Here is a 20,351-nt window from a genome sequence, read left to right as displayed (position 1 = left end):
ATCATCTCGTGATGAGTCGCACCACCATTTCTTTTCCTTCTGCCCCCCCTTTGGGTCAGCTTGCCAGCCGGCTTTTATTAATACTTGCCGCGCTTGTGCTGATCGCTGGCTGTGGCACAAAAGCACCAGAATACGATCCGACGGCCAACTGGAATGCGGAAAGACTCTTCCAAGACGGCAAAACTGAAATGAATGCCGCCAACTGGCGCATCGCAAAAGAGCGCTTCGCCGCGGTCGAGGCTCGCTTTCCGTTTGGCGTCTACGCCCAGCAGGCTCAGATCAACCTAGCCTATTGCCAATGGAAAGACAAAGAGCCCGAGCTTGCCATTGCGACTCTCAACCGGTTTCAGCAACAATATCCCGGCAATCCCTCGATGGACTACGTTCTCTACCTCAAAGGATTGGTAAACTTCACGCCACCAAGCGCTGTTTTTTCGGGCTTGACTCGCCAAAATCCCGGTGAACGAGACGTCCGCGCCCTACGGCAGTCCTTTGCGGCGTTCAGCGAACTCATCCAGCAGTTTCCGGAGAGCCGTTATACGCCTGATGCCCGCAAGCGTCTAGGCTGGCTGGTAAACACCATGGCGGATAATGAGTTGTCTATCGCACGTTTTTATTATGATCGTTATGCTTACGTAGCGGCCATCAATCGCGCTCAAAGCGTCATCACAGACTATCAGGGTGTCCCCGCCTCGGAGGCCGCCCTCTACATCATGATGATGTCATATGAAAAACTTGGCATGACAGACTTGCGTAACGACTCCGAACGCGTGTTGCTGCAAAACTTTCCCGACACGACGCTCATCAGTAAAGGCTTCCCCAACAAATACAGTGCCTGGAATCCGCTACGTCTGTTCTAAAGAGGTAAATTCAATCCGAAGACGCGTTGTGACGTTGATAAAAAGCTAAGGCTTCTTCGACGTCGCGTGTTCTTGCAAAGGGCGGTAAACCTCGCCAAAGTTGCTTGCCATAAGGCTTGTCCACAAGTCGGGTATCACCCACCATCAATACACCCCAATCCGTCTCCGTGCGAATGAGACGACCCGCGCCTTGCTTGAGCGCAATGGCTGCTTCAGGAAGCTGATATTCCATAAAAGGATTGCCGCCGCGACTGCGGCAGGCCTTTAGGCGCGCCTCGAGTACAGGATCATCGGGTGGTGCAAAGGGTAGCTTGTCAATCGCCACCAAGGTTAAGCGATCACCCGCGACATCAATCCCTTCCCAAAAACTGGCACTGCCTACTAGGACTGCGTGATCAAGGGTTCGGAAACGTTCCAGTAAGTCCCGGCGCGTCCCATTGCCCTGACGCATGATCGGCCAAGTCAAACCCAACTGATCGTACGCATCGGCCAAAAGTCCGGCCACCCTCTCGACGGCACGCAAGGTCGTACATAACACCAGCGCACCTCCCTGGCTTGCCTGAATAAGCGGCATGAGCGTCTCGACAAAGGCAGGCAAAAACTCAGGGGACTGAGGCGCAGGAAGTGTCCTAGGTACGAACAATAGAGCCTGATTGGCATAGTCGAACGGCGACTCCATGCGCATGGTCTCGGCCTTTTCAAGTCCTAAGCGTGACGTAAAGTGAGAGAAGTCTCCGTGCACAGAGAGGGTCGCAGAGGTAAATACCCAGGCTTGCCCACCCTGCCTGTAACGCGAAAAAGCCTCGGCCACCGACAACGGTGCTGCATGTAAGCGAACATGATGCAAGCCTAACTCGACCCACCGCACAATCTGCTGATGATCTTCGATTGGCGCGCGGCTTGAACGCGTCGGTCTCCCCCATTGGGATAGACGCTCTGCGAGCTCATGGGCGCTGCGGGCGGCAGCGGCCAAATCCGGGTGTTTTTCCTCAACACTGGATAAAAAGCCTGCGATCTCATCAAGCGCTGTTTGCAACACCTCGCGCGCCGCATCAAAACCCTCGGGTTTTGGAAACGCCTCGAATGTCACACGGCGCGATGGTAGTTTTTCGAGAGCGGCGCAACTCAGCCTGAGTTCCTTGGTCGCGTGCTCGATACGACGCGCCTGCTCAGACCAATTGGTGAGCTCACGCGCGTGCGCCAAACCTGCGATCTCGAGCAATTTAGCTAGATCCAGTAACTGATGCGTGGAGACACTTGTCCCAAGAAAGCGCGTTGCTGTATCGGGTAGCTGATGCGCCTCATCAAAAATGACCGTATCAGCTACGGGTAACAAATCCGTAATGCCCTCGTCACGCAACATCAAGTCCGCCATGAAAAGAGCGTGATTGATGACGACGACATCGGCTTCTTGAGCTTGACGACGAGCCTTTAACACAAAACAGTCCCGTACGTTGGGGCAGTCCTGACCGAGACAATTTTCGCGCGTAGAGGTGACGCGTTGCCAGATCTCGGCGTCTTCGGGAACGGACGGCAGATCAGAGCGATCACCGGTATTACTTTGCTGAGAAAATGTTTGAATATGTCGTAACTGTTGGACCTCCGCCCGCGAATGCAGCGCACGATCCTCGCCTTGTAAGCGCTCAAGGTGGTAGTGACAAACATAATTGCCGCGTCCTTTTAACAAGGCGATCGATGCCGGCAGGCTCAAGGCCTCTCGTACTCTGGGCAAGTCGCGTGAGAAAAGCTGATCTTGGAGCGTGCGGGTCCCTGTCGAAACCAATACCTTGCCTCCCCCAAGCAATGCGGGGACTAAATAGGCCCAGGTCTTGCCTGTACCGGTACCAGCCTCAGCAACCAAGGTTGAGCGTTCGGCAATTGTGCGTTCGACGGCTTGTGCCAGCTCGATCTGAGACGGCCGAACACGAAAGCCAGGGGACATCGCGGCCAGGGGACCATCAAGGGAGAAAAGCTCGGAAATCGTAGGTTCGTGCATAGAGGACACCAAAGGGCAAGCCGGATCATACCCCGTTGAAACAGAGGTCATTCCTGTCTTGTGGCAAAATCGTCCGTTTGCCGCCATCTATAAAGTTCTGGAAACAATGAGCGATTCAAGTACAACACCATCCCCCACCTTTGCCGCGCCTGTCACAGCCGCACAAGCCGAACTGCGCATCACGGCCCAACTGGCCCAAGAACTAGGTATCAGGCCCCAACAGGTCACGGCCGTCATCGAGTTGCTCAAAGATGGCGCAACCGTGCCTTTCATCGCACGTTACCGCAAAGAAGCCACGGGGGGACTCGACGATACCGTGCTGCGCAACCTAGATACACGCTTGCTGTACCTACGCGACCTAGAGGAGCGTCGGGCGGCGATTTTGGCGTCGATCGCTGAGCAGCAAAAACTCACCCCCGAACTTGAGAAATCCATCCAACAAGCCGACACTAAACAGCGGCTCGAAGATTTGTACACCCCTTTCAAGGTCAAGCGTCGAACGCGCGCGCAGATTGCCCGCGAGGCCGGACTCGAACCCCTCGCCGATGCCAATCTTGCTGACCTAAGCTGCGATCCAATTACGCTTGCCACAAAATATTTAAATCCGGATGCAAATATCACGGAAGCCAAGACTGCATTGGATGGAGCACGCGACATCCTTGCAGAGCGTTATGCTGAAAATGCGGATTTGCTTGCAGACATGCGCACTCACCTGTGGTCTAAGGGCTACCTCTATTCCAAGGTCTCAGAAGGAAAAGAAGCCGAGGGCGCGAATTTCCGAGACTGGTTCGAATTTTGTGAGCCCTTACGAACACTCCCCTCACATCGTGTGCTCGCAATGCTCCGTGGGCGCCAACAAGGGATCCTTGAGTTACGGATCGGCCTTGAGGCGAGCCAAGACATATTGGTCCCGCACCCTTGTGTCGAACGCGTTGCTCAATTCCTGAAGCTGGGCCGCGATCTGTTTGATGCGACGCCCTCGCCTCGAGCGAAATGGCTGGCAGATGTCGCGCGTTGGACCTGGCGCGTCAAGTTGTTGACGATGTTCGAGACAGAGATGATTACCCGACTGCGCGAAAGCGCCGAGACCGAAGCCATTCGTGTGTTTGCCGCCAACCTCAAAGATCTCTTGCTTGCTGCACCCGCAGGGCCTAAAGCGGTGCTAGGCCTTGACCCAGGCATTCGAACCGGCGTGAAGATTGCCGCGATCGATCACACCGGCAAACTGGTTGAGACTGCAACAGTCTACCCGTTTGAACCACGGCGTGACCGCGCAGGATCCCTGACAACACTGGCTGCGATTGCACGCCGCCATCAGATTGAATTGGTTGCGATCGGCAACGGTACGGCCTCGCGTGAAACAGAAAAACTGGTGGCGGATCTCATGTCCGAACAGCCTGACCTCAAACTCACGCGTGTTGTCGTGTCTGAGGCAGGTGCTTCGGTCTATTCCGCTTCTGAGCTGGCCGCGCTTGAGTTTCCAGACCTCGACGTCAGTCTGCGCGGTGCAGCCTCGATCGCTCGGCGTCTGCAAGATCCTCTGGCCGAACTCGTAAAAATCGAACCAAAAGCCATTGGCGTTGGTCAATATCAACACGACCTCAACCAGCGCGAACTAGCACGCTCGCTAGATGCCGTGGTCGAGGACTGCGTCAACGCCGTGGGTGTCGATGTCAATACGGCGTCGGCCGCTCTGCTCGCACGCGTTTCTGGTCTGAACAGTACGCTCGCTAAAAACATTGTGGCTTACCGTGATGAAAAAGGTGCTTTTCCAAACCGTGTCGCACTCAAAGAAGTTTTGCGCTTTGGGGAAAAAGCCTTTGAACAAGCCGCAGGCTTTCTGCGCATTCTCAACGGCAATAACCCCCTCGACGCTTCGTCGGTTCACCCCGAAGCCTACCCTGTCGTGGAACGCATCCTCAAGAAAATTTCCGCCAACATGAAGGAAGTCATTGGCGACCGGGACAAACTCAAAGGTCTTTCACCCTCTGAATTCACCGACGAGCGCTTTGGTGTTCCAACGGTTCGAGATATTTTGGGAGAACTTGAAAAACCCGGTCGCGATCCACGGCCCGAGTTCAAGACCGCCACGTTTAAAGAAGGTGTCGAAACAATGAACGACCTTCTGCCCGGCATGATTCTCGAAGGCGTTGTCACCAACGTTGCCAACTTTGGCGCCTTTGTCGATATCGGCGTGCATCAAGATGGTCTGGTACATATCTCTGCACTGGCTGAAAAATTCGTCTCTGATCCGCGCGATGTTGTGCGCGTTGGACAAACCGTCCAAGTGCGTGTTCAAGAGGTCGATGTTCCACGCAAACGTATTGCACTCACCATGCGTTTAAATGACGAGGCACCGCCTGCTCGCTCACTGGGGGCCGCTGCAAACAGTAGTGGTCAGGCCACTGGGAAAAATCGCTCGGGTAGTTCTGGGAGCCTAGGAGGCGCCAAGCCAAACCGTGGCAATACTCCTGAACCCACTGGGGGCGCCATGGCAGCCGCCTTCGCGAAACTTAAACGCTAAGGCGCAACTCAAACGCTCAAGCAACTTAAACGCAAAATCTCCGCTCACTCAGCGGGTCGCAAACTCGCACGCAGCGCCTCAATGCGCTCAGCTCGCTGAGCACTTGAGGCGCTCTTCAAACCAGAGGCCACGACAACCCCCTCTAGTGTCAAGCTAAAGTCCAATTCGCCTTGGAGTGTCAGCATGGTATCGAGAGCGCCGTTTTGCAGAGCACGCATGGCAGCACCTGCCATTTTAGGATCTGCAAAAGCCACCGAGGAAAAAAGCTCTGCACCTTCCAAGCCGAGAAAGCGAAAGCGAAACTGTCCCGCCTCATCACGGAAACTCACAAAGCGAGCACCTTTACCGCCCGCTTTTGACTCTTTAGTCGAACGAGGTCCTGCCTGCGTCGCGAGGGTACGTAAGCCGACCGCCTGTCTTAATTCGTGAATAAAGGGGGTCGCAATCGCACGTGCTTTGCGAGCACCTTCCTGAAGGATTTCTTCGATACGATTAGGGTGGCCCATCAATGATTCGTAGTTGTCGCGCATCGGCTCAAGCTCTCGCTCGATGCGTTCACACAATGTCTGTTTAGCATCACCCCAGCCCATTCCAGCTGCGAGTGCCTGACGAAATTCAGCAGTCTCAGACTGCTCGGCAAAGGCCTTGTAGATCAGATAAAGATGCGAAGCGTCTGCATCCTTGGGTTCACCGAGTCCGCGAGAGTCTGTGACGATCTTGGCAACGGCTGACTTGAGTGCCCGCGCGCCTCCTTCAAACAACGGTACGGTATTGTTGTAACTCTTGGACATTTTGCGACCATCCAAACCTGGCAAGGTCGCCACATCTTCGGCAATCACGGCCTCAGGCAGTACGAAAAAGTCTTTACCCTGCCCATACAAATGATTGAATCTCTGGGCAATGTCACGTGCCATCTCAAGATGCTGAGTCTGATCACGACCCACAGGCACCTTGTGCGCATTGAACATCAAAATATCGGCCGCCATCAAAATGGGATAAGAAAACAACCCCATATTGATGCCATCGTCAGGATCCACACTTTTGGCAACATTTTGATCAACAGACGCCTTGTAGGCATGCGCGCGATTCATCAAGCCCTTTGCCGTGACACACGTCAGCATCCAGCACAACTCAGGGATTTCTGGCACATCGGACTGCCGATAAAAAGTCACGCGCTCTGGTTCAAGTCCGGAGGCCAACCACGTTGCAGCAATCTCCAAGCGCGAACGCGCAATACGGTCCGCATCCTCGCACTTAATCAAGGCGTGATAGTCAGCCAAAAAGAAAAAAGCATCGACATTTTTTTCAAGACTCGCTTGAATCGCGGGACGAATCGCACCAACATAATTGCCCAGATGCGGAGTGCCCGACGTCGTAATGCCGGTGAGAACGCGCGTATTCATGATATTGACCTTAGAGACTGACGGTATCGCGTTGTTCGGAGTCCAGATACTCTTTGGACTGCATCTCAAGGATGCGGGAAACAGTGCGATGAAACTCGTTAGACATGGGACCAGAGGTGTAGATCTCCTCTGGCTCACACTCAGAAGACATGATCAACTTGACCTTATGGTCATAGAAAACATCGATCAGCCAAGTGAATCTCCTGGCCTCAGAGGCATGTTTCGCAGCCATTTTAGGGACGTCCGAGAGAATCACTGCGTGAAATCGGCTGGCGATCTCAAGATAATCATTTTGCGAACGCGGTCCACCACACAAGGTCGCGAAGTCAAACCAGACGACACTACCCGCGCGTTTTTTAGCAGTGATCTCGCGATGCTCAATGCGTAGCACCGGATCCTGCGGAGGGGTATCAGACAGTTGCACAAAGGCCTCTTGTAAAGCCTGATCAGCTTGTACACCAAGAGGGGTGTGATAGCACTTGACCTGCTCGAGTGTCCGTCGGCGGTAGTCTATGCCTGCATCCACGTTCAAAATATCCATGCGGTCTTTGAGCAAAGCAATCGCAGGCAAAATGCGATCGCGATGTAAGCCATCAGGATAAAGCAATGAGGGTTCGTAGTTCGACGTCATAACAAAAGACGTCCCATGCTCAAAAAACTTGAGTAATAGCCGATACAAAATCATGGCATCGGCTACATCTGAGACATGAAACTCGTCGAAGCAAATGAGGCGATAGCGCTTGGAGATGCGCTTGGCCACCTCATCGAGCGGATCCTGCATGCCTTTGACTTCGTCAAGCTGGCGATGCACGCTACGCATGAATTCATGGAAATGCAGACGAGTTTTACGTTTGACCGGCACCGTCGCGTAAAACGCGTCCATCAAAAAGCTCTTGCCGCGTCCCACACCACCCCACAGGTAGACACCTCTTGGCACCTCAGAACGTTTGAACAAGCGTTTGACGGCACTGGAGCGATCACCTTTGAATGTGATCCAGTCGTCAAAGTACTTTTGCAACCGCTCAATGGCGATGCGTTGAGCGGGGTCTGGCTGATAACCGCGTTCAGCCAGACTGCTCTCGTAATGTTGAAGTACGTTCAAGAAAGTTGCACAACAAGTGCCTCAGAAATTGAGTGTGCGCTTATCAACCGCCAAGGCCGCCTCTTTCATGGACTCCGACAATGTCGGGTGAGCATGACAGATACGGGCAATGTCTTCGGCGGCACCACGGAACTCCATGATGGTCACTGCTTCGGCAATGAGCTCGGAGGCCATCGGACCGATAATGTGTACACCCAAAACCTCGTCCGTCGCCGCATCCGCCAAAATTTTGACGAAACCAGTGGTATCACCTAAAGCACGGGCACGACCATTGGCCAAGAAGGGGAAGCTGCCGGCTTTATAAGCACGGCCTGCAGCTTTGAGCTGTTGCTCGTTCTGACCCACCCAGGAAATCTCTGGAGAGGTGTAGATGACCCAAGGAATCGTGTCAAAGTTAACGTGACCATGTTGTCCGCCGATACGCTCGGCGACAGCAACGCCCTCTTCTTCGGCTTTGTGCGCCAGCATGGGACCGCGCACCACATCGCCCACCGCCCACACATTAGACAAGTTCGTTTTGCAGTCAGCGTCCACCACGATGAAACCGCGCTCGTCGAGCTTGAGTCCTACCGCATCAGCATTCAGTCCACCTGTGTATGGCACACGACCGATTGAAACAATCAGTTTGTCCACGACCAGTTGCTGCTCAGCGCCTGAGGCATCCGTATAAGAAACCGTCACTTGCTTGGGCGTAGACTTGAGCTCACCGAGTTTGACACCCATCTGAATGTTCAAGCCCTGCTTGGTAAAAATCTTGTGGGCTTCTTTGGCGACTTGTGTATCGACAGCAGCCAAAAACTCAGGCATTGCTTCGAGCACAGTAACCTCTGCACCCAGACGACGCCAGACGCTGCCCATTTCAAGGCCGATCACGCCAGCACCAATCACACCTAATTTCTTGGGTACGGCACCGATATTGAGCGCGCCGTCGTTGGACAAAATCTGCTGCTCATCAAACGGCAGGCCTGGCAATTCACGTGCCGAAGATCCCGTTGCGATCACAACGTGTTTACCGACAATATCCGCCTCTGTGGTGCCCGTGACCTTGATCGCCCAACCACCATCGACTTGACCCGCGAAAGAGCCTTTGCCATGGAAGAAGGTGATCTTGTTCTTTTTGAACAGATAGAGGATGCCATCGTTGTTTTGCTTGACGACGTTATTTTTACGACTGAGCATTTTGTCGAGCTTGAGCGAAACACCCTTGACCTCGATGCCGTGATCAACCAAATGATGATTGACTTGGTCGTAATGCTCAGAAGACTGCAACAGCGCTTTGGAGGGGATACAACCTACGTTGGTACACGTACCACCTGGTGCAGGGCCACCCTGGCCGTTTTGCCAGGCATCGATACACGCGACGGTCTTGCCTAACTGAGCCGCGCGGATCGCGGCGATATATCCACCTGGACCCGCACCAATTACCACTACATCAAATTGAGTCGAAGACATAGATTTTCCAGCTTAGATTTCGAGCAGCATGCGCTGCGGATCTTCGAGCGCCTCTTTCATGGCAACCAAGCCCAGAACCGCTTCGCGACCGTCGATAATGCGGTGATCGTAAGACATCGCGAGATAATTGATCGGACGAATCACGATCTGGCCCTTTTCAACTACAGCACGTTCTTTGGTCGCATGCACGCCCAAGATCGCCGCCTGAGGAGGGTTGATGATCGGTGTCGACAACATCGAACCAAACACTCCACCATTAGAGATCGAGAAGGTACCTCCCGTCATCTCTTCGATGCCGAGCTTGCCTTCGGAAGCGCGCTTACCAAAATCAGCGATCGTTTTTTCAATTTCAGCGATCGTCAGTTGGTCTGCATTACGTAAGATTGGCACGACCAAACCACGTGGACTACCCACAGCGATACCGATGTCAAAGTAACCGTGATAGATGATGTCCTTGCCATCGACCGAGGCGTTCAAAATAGGATAACGCTTGAGTGCAGCGACCGCGGCCTTGACGAAGAAGGACATGAAGCCAAGCTTGACGCCATGCTCTTTTTCGAACTTGTCTTTGTAGAGGTTGCGCAGATCAATCACACCCTGCATATTGACTTCGTTGAACGTCGTCAAGATGGCATTGTCCTGTTGCGACTGCAACAAACGCTCAGCCACGCGGGCACGCAAACGGCTCATCGGCACGCGCTGCTCTGGACGACCGTCGAGTGACTGCGTCATTGGAACAGTGGGGTTCGCTAATGCGACCTTTGGTGCTGCTAAAGGCGCGGCGGGGGCGGCAGACGCCCCAAGCGCGTCACCCTTAGTGATGCGTCCGTCGCGGCCCGTGCCGGCAACTGAAGCGGCTGAAACGCCCTTGTCAGCAAGAATCTTGGACGCAGCTGGCGAAGCAATGCCCGCCGCTGAGGCGGACGCGACAGCGGCGACCGGTGCTGCTGCAGCCGGAGCAGACGCCGAAACTGGCGCAGCTGCAGCGGCGGCAGGTGCGGCGGCGGCCTTGCCATCCGTATCAATACGCGCGAGGATCTCGCCGGAAGTGACCAAACTGCCATCGCCCTTGACGATTTCAGACAGGATACCGGAGGCAGGCGCGGGCACTTCGAGGACGACCTTGTCTGTTTCGACTTCGATCAGGATCTCGTCGGCCTGAACGGCTTCGCCGGGTTTCTTTTTCCACGTCAGAAGCGTGGCTTCGGACACTGATTCGGATAATTGCGGAACAACAACATCTGTGATTGCCATTATATTTTTTTCCGTAATGGGATGAATACGTTTCTCTGTGATTATTTCGTCAGCATAAAGGTCTTGAACTTGCCAAACGCTTGCTCGACCAGCGCTTTCTGCTGCTCAAGGTGTTTGGCCAGATAGCCAACGGCTGGCGAGGCGGAGGCTGCACGACCTGCGTAGCCAAGCTTTTGACCGCTAGACATGTTCTGATACAAGTGATGCTGAACATAGAACCAAGAGCCCTGATTCTGCGGCTCATCCTGAACCCAAATCACTTCAGTTGCTTTGGGGTATTTGCGCAATTCGGTTTCAAAGGTCTTGTGCGCAAAGGGATACAACTGTTCGGCGCGAATAATCGCAACCGTGTTGTCTTTGCGCTCCCGACGACCGTTCACCAAATCGTAATAAACCTTGCCTGAACAGACTAATACACGCTTGACCGAAGCGGGATTAATAGACTCATCGACCTCGGTAATGATTGGACGGAAACGACCCGTTGCCAGATCAGACAAAGGCGAACCAGCGTCCTTGTTACGGAGCAAGGACTTAGGCGTCAAAATAACGAGAGGCTTGCGGAACTGGCGAATCATCTGACGACGCAACAGATGGAAAATCTGAGCGGCTGTTGTGGGCTGAACCACTTGGATATTGTTGTCAGCGCAAAGCTGCAAGAACCGCTCAATACGCGCGGAGGAATGCTCAGGGCCCTGACCTTCGTAGCCATGTGGCAACATCATGGTTAAACCAGACTGACGACCCCATTTGGCCTCACCGGAGACGATGAACTGGTCAATCACAACCTGTGCACCGTTGACGAAGTCACCGAACTGGGCTTCCCAAATGGTGAGAGTCTTGGGATCTGCGCACGAGTAACCGTATTCGAAACCAAGTACGGCTTCTTCGGACAGCACAGAGTCGATCACCGTGAAGGGTGCCTGACCTTCTGCAACATGTTGCAGAGGAATGTAGGTACCATCGTCCCAACGCTCACGATTTTGATCGTGTAGCACAGCATGTCGGTGCGTAAACGTGCCACGACCAGAGTCTTGACCTGTGATGCGAACCGCGTAGCCCGCGGCAACCAGTGTTGCAAAAGCCAAGTGCTCGCCCATGCCCCAGTCGAGATTCATCTCACCACGCGCCATCGCACGACGATCGTTTAACAACTTGGTGACGAGTGAGTGAGGGGCAAAGCCCTCAGGGTAGACCGTGAGCTTTTCACCGATTCGCTTGAGCTCGGTGATTGGCACAGCGGTGTCGGCCTGGTCAGTCCACTTGGCATTGAGGTAAGACGACCAGTCGATCGCATACTTGCTCTTGTAGTCTGTCAACACAGGCTCAATCGTACGACGACCGTCTTCCATGTACTGGCGATAGTCTTTGACGAGTTGATCTCCGTCACCCTCTTTTAGAACACCCTGAGCCGTCAACTTGTCTGCATAGAGCTTGCGTGTGCCGGGGTGCGCACCAATGGTTTTGTACATCAGCGGCTGCGTCAACGAGGGTGTGTCTTGCTCGTTGTGACCGAGTTTACGAAAGCAGACGATATCGACCACGACGTCCTTACCAAACTGCGTGCGGAAGTCCAGCGCCAAACGGGTTGCAAAGACAACAGCCTCAGGATCGTCACCGTTAACATGGAACACCGGTGCCTCGATCATTTTGGAAACATCAGTACAGTAAATAGTCGAACGTGTATCGCGTGGATCAGACGTCGTGAAACCGATCTGGTTGTTAATGACCAGATGCAAGGTACCACCCGTACCGTAACCGCGCGTTTCAGCGAGGTTGAGTGTTTCCATCACAACGCCCTGACCTGCAAAGGCCGCGTCGCCGTGCACCAACACGGGCAAGACCTGCTTGTAACCGTCAGCACCACGTCGTTCTTGACGCGCGCGCACGCTCCCCTCGACAACGGGGTTAACGATCTCAAGGTGGGAAGGGTTAAAGGCGAGCGACAAATGGACTGGACCACCGCGCGTCGACAAATCGCTTGAAAATCCATTGTGGTACTTGACGTCGCCATCGGTCAGACCTTCGGCATGATGTCCCTCGAACTCGGCAAACAAATCACCAGGCATCTTGCCCATGATGTTGATGAGCATATTCAGACGACCACGATGAGCCATACCCACCACGATTTCCTGAACGCCTAAATCACCCGCGTGATTGACAACCTCGTCCATTGACGCGATAAAACTGTCACCACCCTCAAGTGAGAAGCGCTTTTGACCAACGTATTTTGTGTGGAGGTAACGCTCAAGACCTTCGGCCTCGGTCAACTGCTGCAAAATGTGACGTTTGCGGTCGGCTGCGAAAGTGGGTGCTCCGAGTGTGGACTCGAGCCGCTCTTGTACCCAGCGCTTGACGGTCGGATCCGAGGCATGCATGAACTCTGCGCCGATCGAACGGCAGTACGTGTCTCGCAAGGCTTTCAAGATCTCGCGCAACGTCATCGTTGTCGCTTTTGTGAAATATGTATTGGTTGCGGAGAAAACCTGATCCAGATCCGCCTCGGTCAGACCATAAAAAGCGGGGTCCAACTCGGGAATACTCGGACGATCCTGGCGCTTGAGCGGATCGAGCTCAGCCCAACGCGAGCCGAGAGAGCGATACGCGGCAATCAGCGACTGGACGTGCACTTGTTTCATCGCCACCGCAAGATCGGGTTCCTGACCACGCTGAACAAAGGCATTAGCCTTTGCGCGCTGGGCGAAGGACTCGATAACGGGTGCGTGGGCCTGGTCACGTGTGGCTTCTTGGCCATCCGTTGCCGGCATGTGCTGCAACTGGTCGAAATAATTTCGCCAATTATCTGAAACCGAACCTGGATTATCCAGATAGGCTTCGTAGAGTTCTTCTACGTAGGGCGCATTGCCCCCAAAAAGGTAAGAGTTCTGTAGAGATTCGAGTTCTGATGACATTTTAGCGCTTCACCTATTCGGGTGCTTCACCCGTTACGATGCAGGAATACCTTCCGTTTTCTCGGCCAAACCGATTTGCGGATAGCGGGGCAGAAGGCGGTTGTTTAAAAGCCTTAATAGCCGGCACATAAGTATAACCCTAAGCTTTTAAATGTTTTGGATATTCAAACTAAAAAACGTTCCAGACGCCTCAAGACGTCAGATGCGCGGCACATATTCAAATACACATTTAAATGCTGCGATGCACAAATATGCTGCGTCGCAAAATCGAAACATTCCCTTATTAGATGTCAGCAGGGACACTTGCCTGTAAGCTTAATGCTACCGACTCCCTCTTTCTGCCTCAAAAAGATCCATGGACGAAAACCTCTCGAAATTAGCCCTCGATTACCACGCTTACCCCACCCCCGGGAAAATCTCTGTCACGCCTACCAAGCCTCTGGCCAATCAGGACGATTTGTCTCTGGCTTATTCGCCGGGCGTGGCGGCAGCCTGTATGGCGATTTATGCTCAAGGCGACGAGGCTGCAGCCAAATACACGTCCCGCTCAAATCTCGTTGCTGTCATTACAAACGGGACGGCTGTGTTGGGCCTGGGCAATATTGGTCCTCTGGCAGCCAAGCCTGTGATGGAAGGCAAAGGCTGTTTATTTAAAAAATTCGCAGGTATCGATGTCTTCGATATCGAGCTCGCCGAAACGGACCCCGACAAACTTGTCGAAATCATTGCGGCCTTGGAGCCGACGCTTGGCGGTATCAATCTCGAAGACATCAAGGCACCTGAGTGCTTTTACATCGAGAAAAAACTGCGCGAGCGCATGAAAATTCCCGTTTTTCATGACGACCAACACGGCACGGCGATCATCTCTTCTGCTGCGATCATGAACGGTTTGAAGGTCGTAGGCAAAAACATGGGCGAAGTCAAACTCGTTGTTTCAGGCGCGGGGGCCGCCTCGATCGCATGTCTGGATTTGCTCGTCCACCTGGGTATCAAAAAAGAGAATATTTTTGTTTGCGACTCTCGCGGCGTGATTTACGAAGGCCGGGATGCGCAAATGGAGGAAAACAAGAAGCGCTATGCACAAAAGACCGCGCTTCGAACACTCGCAGAGGCCATGGTCGGCGCCGATGTCTTTCTAGGCTGCTCAGCACCTGGCGTGGTCAATGCCGAGATGGTCAAAAGCATGGGCACAAAACCATTGATTTTGGCACTGGCCAATCCAGAGCCCGAAATCAGGCCCGAGATCGCCAAAGCGGCGCGTCCCGACTGCATCATCGCGACGGGTCGCTCCGATTACCCAAATCAGGTCAATAACGTTCTCTGCTTCCCCTTTATTTTCCGTGGCGCGCTCGATGCGGGTGCTAGTAGCATCACCGAAGAAATGAAACTCGCTTGTGTCAAGGCGATCGCCGAGCTGGCCGAGGCAGAACAAAGCGACGAGGTCGCTCAGGCCTACGCAGGTCAAGAGTTGAGCTTTGGCCCTGACTACATCATCCCAAAGCCTTTCGATCCCCGTCTGATCGTTCAAATAGCGCCCGCTGTAGCGCAGGCCGCTGCCGACTCAGGTGTGGCGCGCAGACCCATTCAAGACATGGAGGCCTACAAAGCAAAACTCCAGGCGATGGTCTATCACTCAGGCCAGTTGATGAGTCCGCTGTTTACGCAAGCCAAGCGCGCACCTAAGCGTGTCATTTATGCAGACGGCGAAGACGAACGCGTCCTGCGTGCCGCGCAAACGGTCTCTGACGAAAAAATTGCTTTCCCGATTTTGATTGGTCGTCCTTCCGTGATCAATATGCGGATCAAAAAAATGGGGCTTCGCCTTGAGGTCGGCAAAAATATCGAGATTGTGGATCCTGAGGATGACGTTCGTTTCAACGAGTCCTGGCAGGAGTATTACCGCATTAAGGGTCGCGAAGGTGTGACACCGACTGTCGCCAAAGCGATGGTGCGTAAGCACAACACACTCATCGCCGTGTTGCTGCTCAAGCGTGGCGATGCCGATGCCGTCCTTTGCGGCATTGGCAGCCGTTTCGACAATCAGCTCAAATATGTCGAAGACGTCATTGGTCTACAAAAAGGCGCGTCAACGTTTGCAGCGATGAACGTGCTGATGCTTTCGGACCAGACATTGTTTATCTGCGACACGCACGTCAACGAAGATCCGAACGCGGAACAAGTGGCGGACATGACCATTCAGGCTGCGCATAAAATGCGAAATTTTGGCATCGTTCCGAAAATCGCCCTACTCTCGCATTCGAATTTTGGCAGCCGCCCAACGGCTTCGTCACGCAAAATGGCTCAAGCACGCCGACTCATCAGTGAGCGCGCGCCCTCCCTGGAAGTAGACGGTGAAATGCACGCGGACTCCGCGCTCTCGGAATCGATCCGCACCGCCAACTATCCGGATAGCACTTTAAAAGGCAGTGCCAATCTGCTCGTGACCCCGAATCTCGATACCGGCAATGTCACATACAACCTATTAAAAATGACCGGTAGCAACGGCATTGCGATGGGGCCTGTATTGTTAGGTGCTGCACGTCCGGTTCATATCTTGACCAATAGCGCCACAGTGCGCCGCGTCATCAATATGACGGCCTTGGCCGTGATTGATGCGCAAATGGAAGCCGAGCAAGGTTAGAAAAAAAAGCCTGAATATATATTCAGGCTTTTTTTACTAAAGACGTATTTTTAAAGACGTATTTTTTATGACTAGCGCTTTGGAACCGAGCGTGACACAGCACCTTGATACAGCTGGCGTGGACGGCCAATCTTGTACTCTGGGTCAGAAATCATTTCATTCCATTGCGCAATCCAGCCTACAGTGCGCGCCAAAGCGAAAATAGCTGTAAACAACGCAGTTGGAACGCCAATGGCGCGCTGAACGATACCAGAGTAGAAGTCCACATTTGGATACAGCTTGCGCTCTACGAAGTATGGATCCTCGAGTGCAATACGCTCGACTTCCATCGCGAGTTTAAACAAGGGATCATTTTCCAGACCGAGGGCCGCCAAGACTTCTTTGCAGGTTTGTTGCATGAGTTTTGCACGGGGATCGTAATTTTTATACACCCGATGACCAAAGCCCATCAAACGGACGCCTGAGTTTTTGTCCTTGACCTGCTCCATAAACTCGCCGACCTTGGACAAGCCACCCTTGGCCTGCAACTCCTCGAGCATTTGCAAGCATGCTTCGTTGGCACCACCGTGTGCGGGGCCCCACAAACAAGCAACACCTGCAGCGATCGCAGCGAACGGGTTCGTTCCTGACGATCCGCATAAACGCACCGTAGATGTCGAAGCATTTTGCTCGTGATCAGCGTGCAAAATAAAGATACGGTCAAGCGCACGCTCAACTACAGGGTTAACCACGTACTCTTCGCAAGGTGTCGCGAACATCATCCGCAGGAAGTTACCCGTGTATGACAGGTTGTTCTGTGGGTAGATATAAGGCTGGCCTTGTGAATATTTGTATGCCATCGCCACAAGCGTTGGCATCTTGGCAATCAGACGAATCGCTGAAACATGACGGTGATGTGGGTTACTGATATCAGTCGAGTCGTGATAGAACGCGGACAAAGCACCAACCAAACCCGTCAACACCGCCATCGGATGCGCGTCGCGACGGAAACCACGGAGAAAGAAGTGCATCTGCTCATTGACCATCGTGTGATGGGACACGAGATAATCAAAATCAGTCTTCTGTTTAGGATCAGGTAAGTCACCATTTAAAATGAGATAGCTAATGTCCATAAAGTCGCAATTGACCGCGAGCTCTTCAATTGGGTAGCCACGATAAAGCAACTCACCCTTGTCACCATCAATGTAGGTGATATTTGACGTACAAGATGCTGTCGATAAAAAACCTGGGTCGTACGTAAACAGACCTGTCTGTCCATACAACTTGCGAATGTCGATGACCTGCGGGCCGACGCTGCCGTCATACATCGGGAAATCGACCGAGGGGCTACCGTCTGAGAACGAGAGCGTGGCTTTTTTATCGGACAGTTTCATACGTAATTCCTTCGTTTAATTTTGGTTAGCCAATCAACATGCTGTCTATGCCGCGCGAATCTGCGCAAGCACCATCTTGACTGCGGGCCGGTCAAGCACCCCCTCGGGCTCGATGCGACCTAATAGTAAGTCTAACAGCTCATTATCACCGAGTTCAAATAGTTGAGTCAGGGCACCGACCTCGACATCCGTCAACTCTTTCTCGAAAGTATCGAGATACTGGGTAAGAATTAGATCATTCTCGAGCAAGCCACGTCTGGCACGCCAACGTAACCTGACTCGATCCTGATCTGATAGCGTTCCCATGTGAGTTCTTATTTAAACCGTACGACGCACAAGCATTTCTTTAATCTTACCAATCGCGCGCGATGGATTCAGACCTTTTGGACACACGTCCACACAATTCATGATCGTGTGGCAACGGAACAAGCGGTATGGATCCTCGAGGTTATCGAGGCGCTCTGCCGTGGCATGATCGCGGTCGTCCGCAATAAAGCGATAGGCTTGTAACAACCCTGCAGGACCCACAAACTTGTCAGGATTCCACCAAAATGATGGGCACGAGGTCGAGCAACAGGCGCACAAAATACACTCATACAAGCCATCAAGCTCTTCGCGCGCCTCAGGCGACTGCAGACGCTCTTTTTCGGGCGGCGGCGTGTCGTTGATCAAGTAAGGGCGAATGGAATGGTATTGATTGAAGAATTGCGTCATGTCGACGATCAAATCGCGAATCACTGGCAGACCTGGAAGCGGACGCAAAACCACGGGCTCTTTGAGCTCGAGCATGTTGGTTGTGCAGGCAAGTCCATTTTTACCATTGATGTTCATTGCATCCGAGCCACACACGCCTTCGCGACATGAACGGCGCAGTGCCAAGCTGTCATCGACATCCATCTTGATGCGGATCAACGCATCAAGCAGCATCTTGTCAGTGGGCTGCAACTCGACTTCGAGTTTTTGCATATATGGACGCTCATCCTTGTCAGGATCGTAGCGGTAAATTTCAAACTTCACGATGCGTTTTTTGCTCATGATTTATTCCAGATATCCTGACTTAGAATGTACGGGTCTTGGGCGGGAAGCTTTCGACTGTGAGTGGCTGCATCTGCACAGGCTTGTAATCTAGGCGATTGCCTTCAGAGTACCAAAGCGTATGCTTGATCCAATTGTCATCATCACGTGTCGGGAAGTCATCCAGCGCGTGGGCGCCACGGCTTTCCGTACGTGCTGCGGCGGAATGGATCGTCGAACGTGCCACTTCGATCATGTTGCTCAGTTCGAGCGCCTCGATACGTGCCGTATTAAAGACCTTGGACTTGTCCTGGAAAGCGATGTTATCGACTTTCTCGGCCAGGGCATCGATCTTTGCCACGCCTTCTTTGAGGGAATCCATCGTACGGAACACGCCACAGTGCTGTTGCATGGCATTACGGATTTCGTTGCCCACGACCTGAGCCTTTTCGCCGGTTTTGCGCTGCTCGAGTTTGTTGACGCGGTCCAGGGAGAAGTCGACTGACTCTTGGGGCAAAGGCTGATGTGCTTGCTGGCGCTCGGGATGCGCTGCAACGATATGGTTGCCTGCAGCACGACCAAACACAATCAAATCCAACAAAGAGTTGGTACCCAGACGATTCGCACCGTGAACGGATGTTGCCGAACACTCACCGATCGCATACAGACCATTGACGATCTTGGTCTCTTTGCCATCCCAAGTGGTGACTTGGCCATTGTAATTACAAGGAATACCACCCATTTGATAGTGAATGGTTGGCACAACAGGAATGGGCTCTTTGGTGGCGTCAACGTTGGCGAACTTGTGTCCGATTTCTAGAATCGAAGGCAAACGCTTGTTGATCACATCGGCGCCGAGGTGGTCGAGCTTGAGGTGAACGTATGCTCCGTCCGGTCCGCAACCACGTCCTTCCTTAATTTCCTGATCCATGCATCGCGAAATAAAATCACGCGGAGCTAAGTCTTTTAAGGTAGGCGCATAACGCTCCATGAAGCGCTCGCCATCCTTGTTTAAAAGGATACCGCCTTCACCGCGCACACCTTCAGTAATCAGCACGCCCGCACCGGCTACGCCCGTGGGGTGAAACTGCCAAAATTCCATATCCATCATGGGAATGCCTGCACGAGCGGCCATACCCATTCCGTCGCCTGTATTGATAAAGGCGTTGGTCGATGCAGCCCAAATACGGCCCGCGCCACCCGTAGCGATCACTGTCGTTTTGGCTTCGAAAATATAGATTTCGCCCGTTTCCATCTCGAGAGCAGTGACACCTAGCACATCGCCAGCTTCGTTACGGATGAGATCAAGCGCCAACCACTCAACGAAAAACTGCGTGCGTGAAGCCACGTTACGCTGATAAAGGGTGTGCAAAAGGGCATGGCCTGTGCGGTCGGCAGCTGCACAGGCGCGCTGGACGGGCTTTTCACCAAAATTGGCGGTGTGACCACCAAACGGGCGCTGATAAATCGTGCCGTCAGGGTTGCGGTCAAAAGGCATACCCATGTGCTCAAGCTCGTACACCGCATTGGGTGCTTCGCGACACATGAACTCGATTGCATCCTGGTCGCCAAGCCAATCCGAACCCTTGACGGTGTCGTACATGTGCCAGTACCAATTGTCTTCGCTCATGTTGCCTAAAGAAGCACCAATACCACCTTGCGCCGCCACGGTGTGCGAGCGTGTTGGAAAGACCTTTGAAAGCACAGCAACGGACAGGCCCGCATTTGCGAGTTGAAGCGAACAACGCATGCCAGCTCCGCCGGCACCCACGACCGCTACGTCAAATTGACGGCGCGGTAAATTTGATTTGACTGATGCCACG

At 53.3% G+C, this 20,351-nt stretch carries 13 protein-coding genes; 3 read left to right on the top strand and 10 right to left on the bottom strand.

Annotated elements, in window-relative coordinates; translation table 11 throughout:
* Window positions 1-11 precede the first annotated feature (11 nt).
* Window positions 12-860 carry an outer membrane protein assembly factor BamD gene (locus AC8GE9_RS09670; RefSeq protein WP_506676956.1) on the top strand — a complete coding sequence of 283 codons (849 nt, stop codon included), beginning with the start codon at window positions 12-14 and terminating at the stop codon, window positions 858-860.
* Between the two features lie 10 nt (window positions 861-870).
* Here AC8GE9_RS09670 and yoaA read toward each other — a convergent pair whose 3' ends face one another.
* Entirely contained in the window at window positions 871-2,856 is a 1,986-nt protein-coding gene (gene yoaA / locus AC8GE9_RS09665) for a DNA repair helicase YoaA (RefSeq protein ID WP_506676955.1), read from the bottom strand.
* 106 nt (window positions 2,857-2,962) lie between these two features.
* Here yoaA and AC8GE9_RS09660 point away from each other — a divergent pair, with 106 nt between their 5' ends.
* Window positions 2,963-5,380, top strand: a complete 2,418-nt coding sequence (locus AC8GE9_RS09660; protein ID WP_506676954.1) for a Tex family protein — start codon at window positions 2,963-2,965, stop codon at window positions 5,378-5,380.
* Window positions 5,381-5,424: 44 nt separating this feature from the next.
* Here the strand turns inward: AC8GE9_RS09660 and AC8GE9_RS09655 are convergent, their stop codons facing one another.
* The 5 genes from AC8GE9_RS09655 to AC8GE9_RS09635 are packed head-to-tail and all read right to left on the bottom strand — an operon-like array spanning window position 5,425 to window position 13,500.
* The gene (locus AC8GE9_RS09655) at window positions 5,425-6,783 is read right to left on the bottom strand and encodes a tryptophan--tRNA ligase (RefSeq protein ID WP_506676953.1); all 1,359 of its coding nucleotides are present in this window, start codon (window positions 6,781-6,783) and stop codon (window positions 5,425-5,427) included.
* Between the two features lie 10 nt (window positions 6,784-6,793).
* A complete protein-coding gene (gene zapE, locus AC8GE9_RS09650; protein ID WP_506676952.1) occupies window positions 6,794-7,885 on the bottom strand; it encodes a cell division protein ZapE in 1,092 nt (363 codons plus the stop codon).
* A gap of 21 nt (window positions 7,886-7,906) precedes the next feature.
* Window positions 7,907-9,337, bottom strand: a complete 1,431-nt coding sequence (gene lpdA / locus AC8GE9_RS09645) for a dihydrolipoyl dehydrogenase (RefSeq protein WP_506676951.1) — start codon at window positions 9,335-9,337, stop codon at window positions 7,907-7,909.
* Between the two features lie 12 nt (window positions 9,338-9,349).
* The gene (gene odhB, locus AC8GE9_RS09640) at window positions 9,350-10,591 is read right to left on the bottom strand and encodes a 2-oxoglutarate dehydrogenase complex dihydrolipoyllysine-residue succinyltransferase (protein ID WP_506676950.1); all 1,242 of its coding nucleotides are present in this window, start codon (window positions 10,589-10,591) and stop codon (window positions 9,350-9,352) included.
* Window positions 10,592-10,632: 41 nt separating this feature from the next.
* The gene (locus tag AC8GE9_RS09635) at window positions 10,633-13,500 is read right to left on the bottom strand and encodes a 2-oxoglutarate dehydrogenase E1 component (RefSeq protein ID WP_506676949.1); all 2,868 of its coding nucleotides are present in this window, start codon (window positions 13,498-13,500) and stop codon (window positions 10,633-10,635) included.
* A gap of 355 nt (window positions 13,501-13,855) precedes the next feature.
* On the opposite strand from AC8GE9_RS09635, the gene AC8GE9_RS09630 reads away from it, so the two are divergent.
* Entirely contained in the window at window positions 13,856-16,141 is a 2,286-nt protein-coding gene (locus AC8GE9_RS09630) for an NADP-dependent malic enzyme (protein ID WP_506676948.1), read from the top strand.
* Window positions 16,142-16,212: 71 nt separating this feature from the next.
* On the opposite strand, the gene gltA is transcribed toward AC8GE9_RS09630, so the two are convergent.
* The 4 genes from gltA to sdhA are packed head-to-tail and all read right to left on the bottom strand — an operon-like array spanning window position 16,213 to window position 20,350.
* Window positions 16,213-17,514, bottom strand: a complete 1,302-nt coding sequence (gene gltA / locus AC8GE9_RS09625) for a citrate synthase (RefSeq protein ID WP_506676947.1) — start codon at window positions 17,512-17,514, stop codon at window positions 16,213-16,215.
* A 45-nt stretch (window positions 17,515-17,559) separates the two neighbouring features.
* Window positions 17,560-17,820, bottom strand: coding sequence for an FAD assembly factor SdhE (locus AC8GE9_RS09620; protein ID WP_506676946.1), 261 nt, complete (start codon window positions 17,818-17,820; stop codon window positions 17,560-17,562).
* A gap of 12 nt (window positions 17,821-17,832) precedes the next feature.
* Window positions 17,833-18,549, bottom strand: coding sequence for a succinate dehydrogenase iron-sulfur subunit (locus tag AC8GE9_RS09615; protein WP_506676945.1), 717 nt, complete (start codon window positions 18,547-18,549; stop codon window positions 17,833-17,835).
* A gap of 22 nt (window positions 18,550-18,571) precedes the next feature.
* Window positions 18,572-20,350, bottom strand: a complete 1,779-nt coding sequence (gene sdhA, locus AC8GE9_RS09610) for a succinate dehydrogenase flavoprotein subunit (protein ID WP_506676944.1) — start codon at window positions 20,348-20,350, stop codon at window positions 18,572-18,574.
* Window position 20,351: the final 1 nt, after the last annotated feature.

Source organism: Zwartia lucis, assembly GCF_965234455.1.
GTDB classification, from domain to species: Bacteria; Pseudomonadota; Gammaproteobacteria; order Burkholderiales; family Burkholderiaceae_B; genus Zwartia; species Zwartia lucis.
Note: the sequence above shows the minus strand (reverse complement) of the source record. Positions and strands in the feature narration are given on the sequence as shown.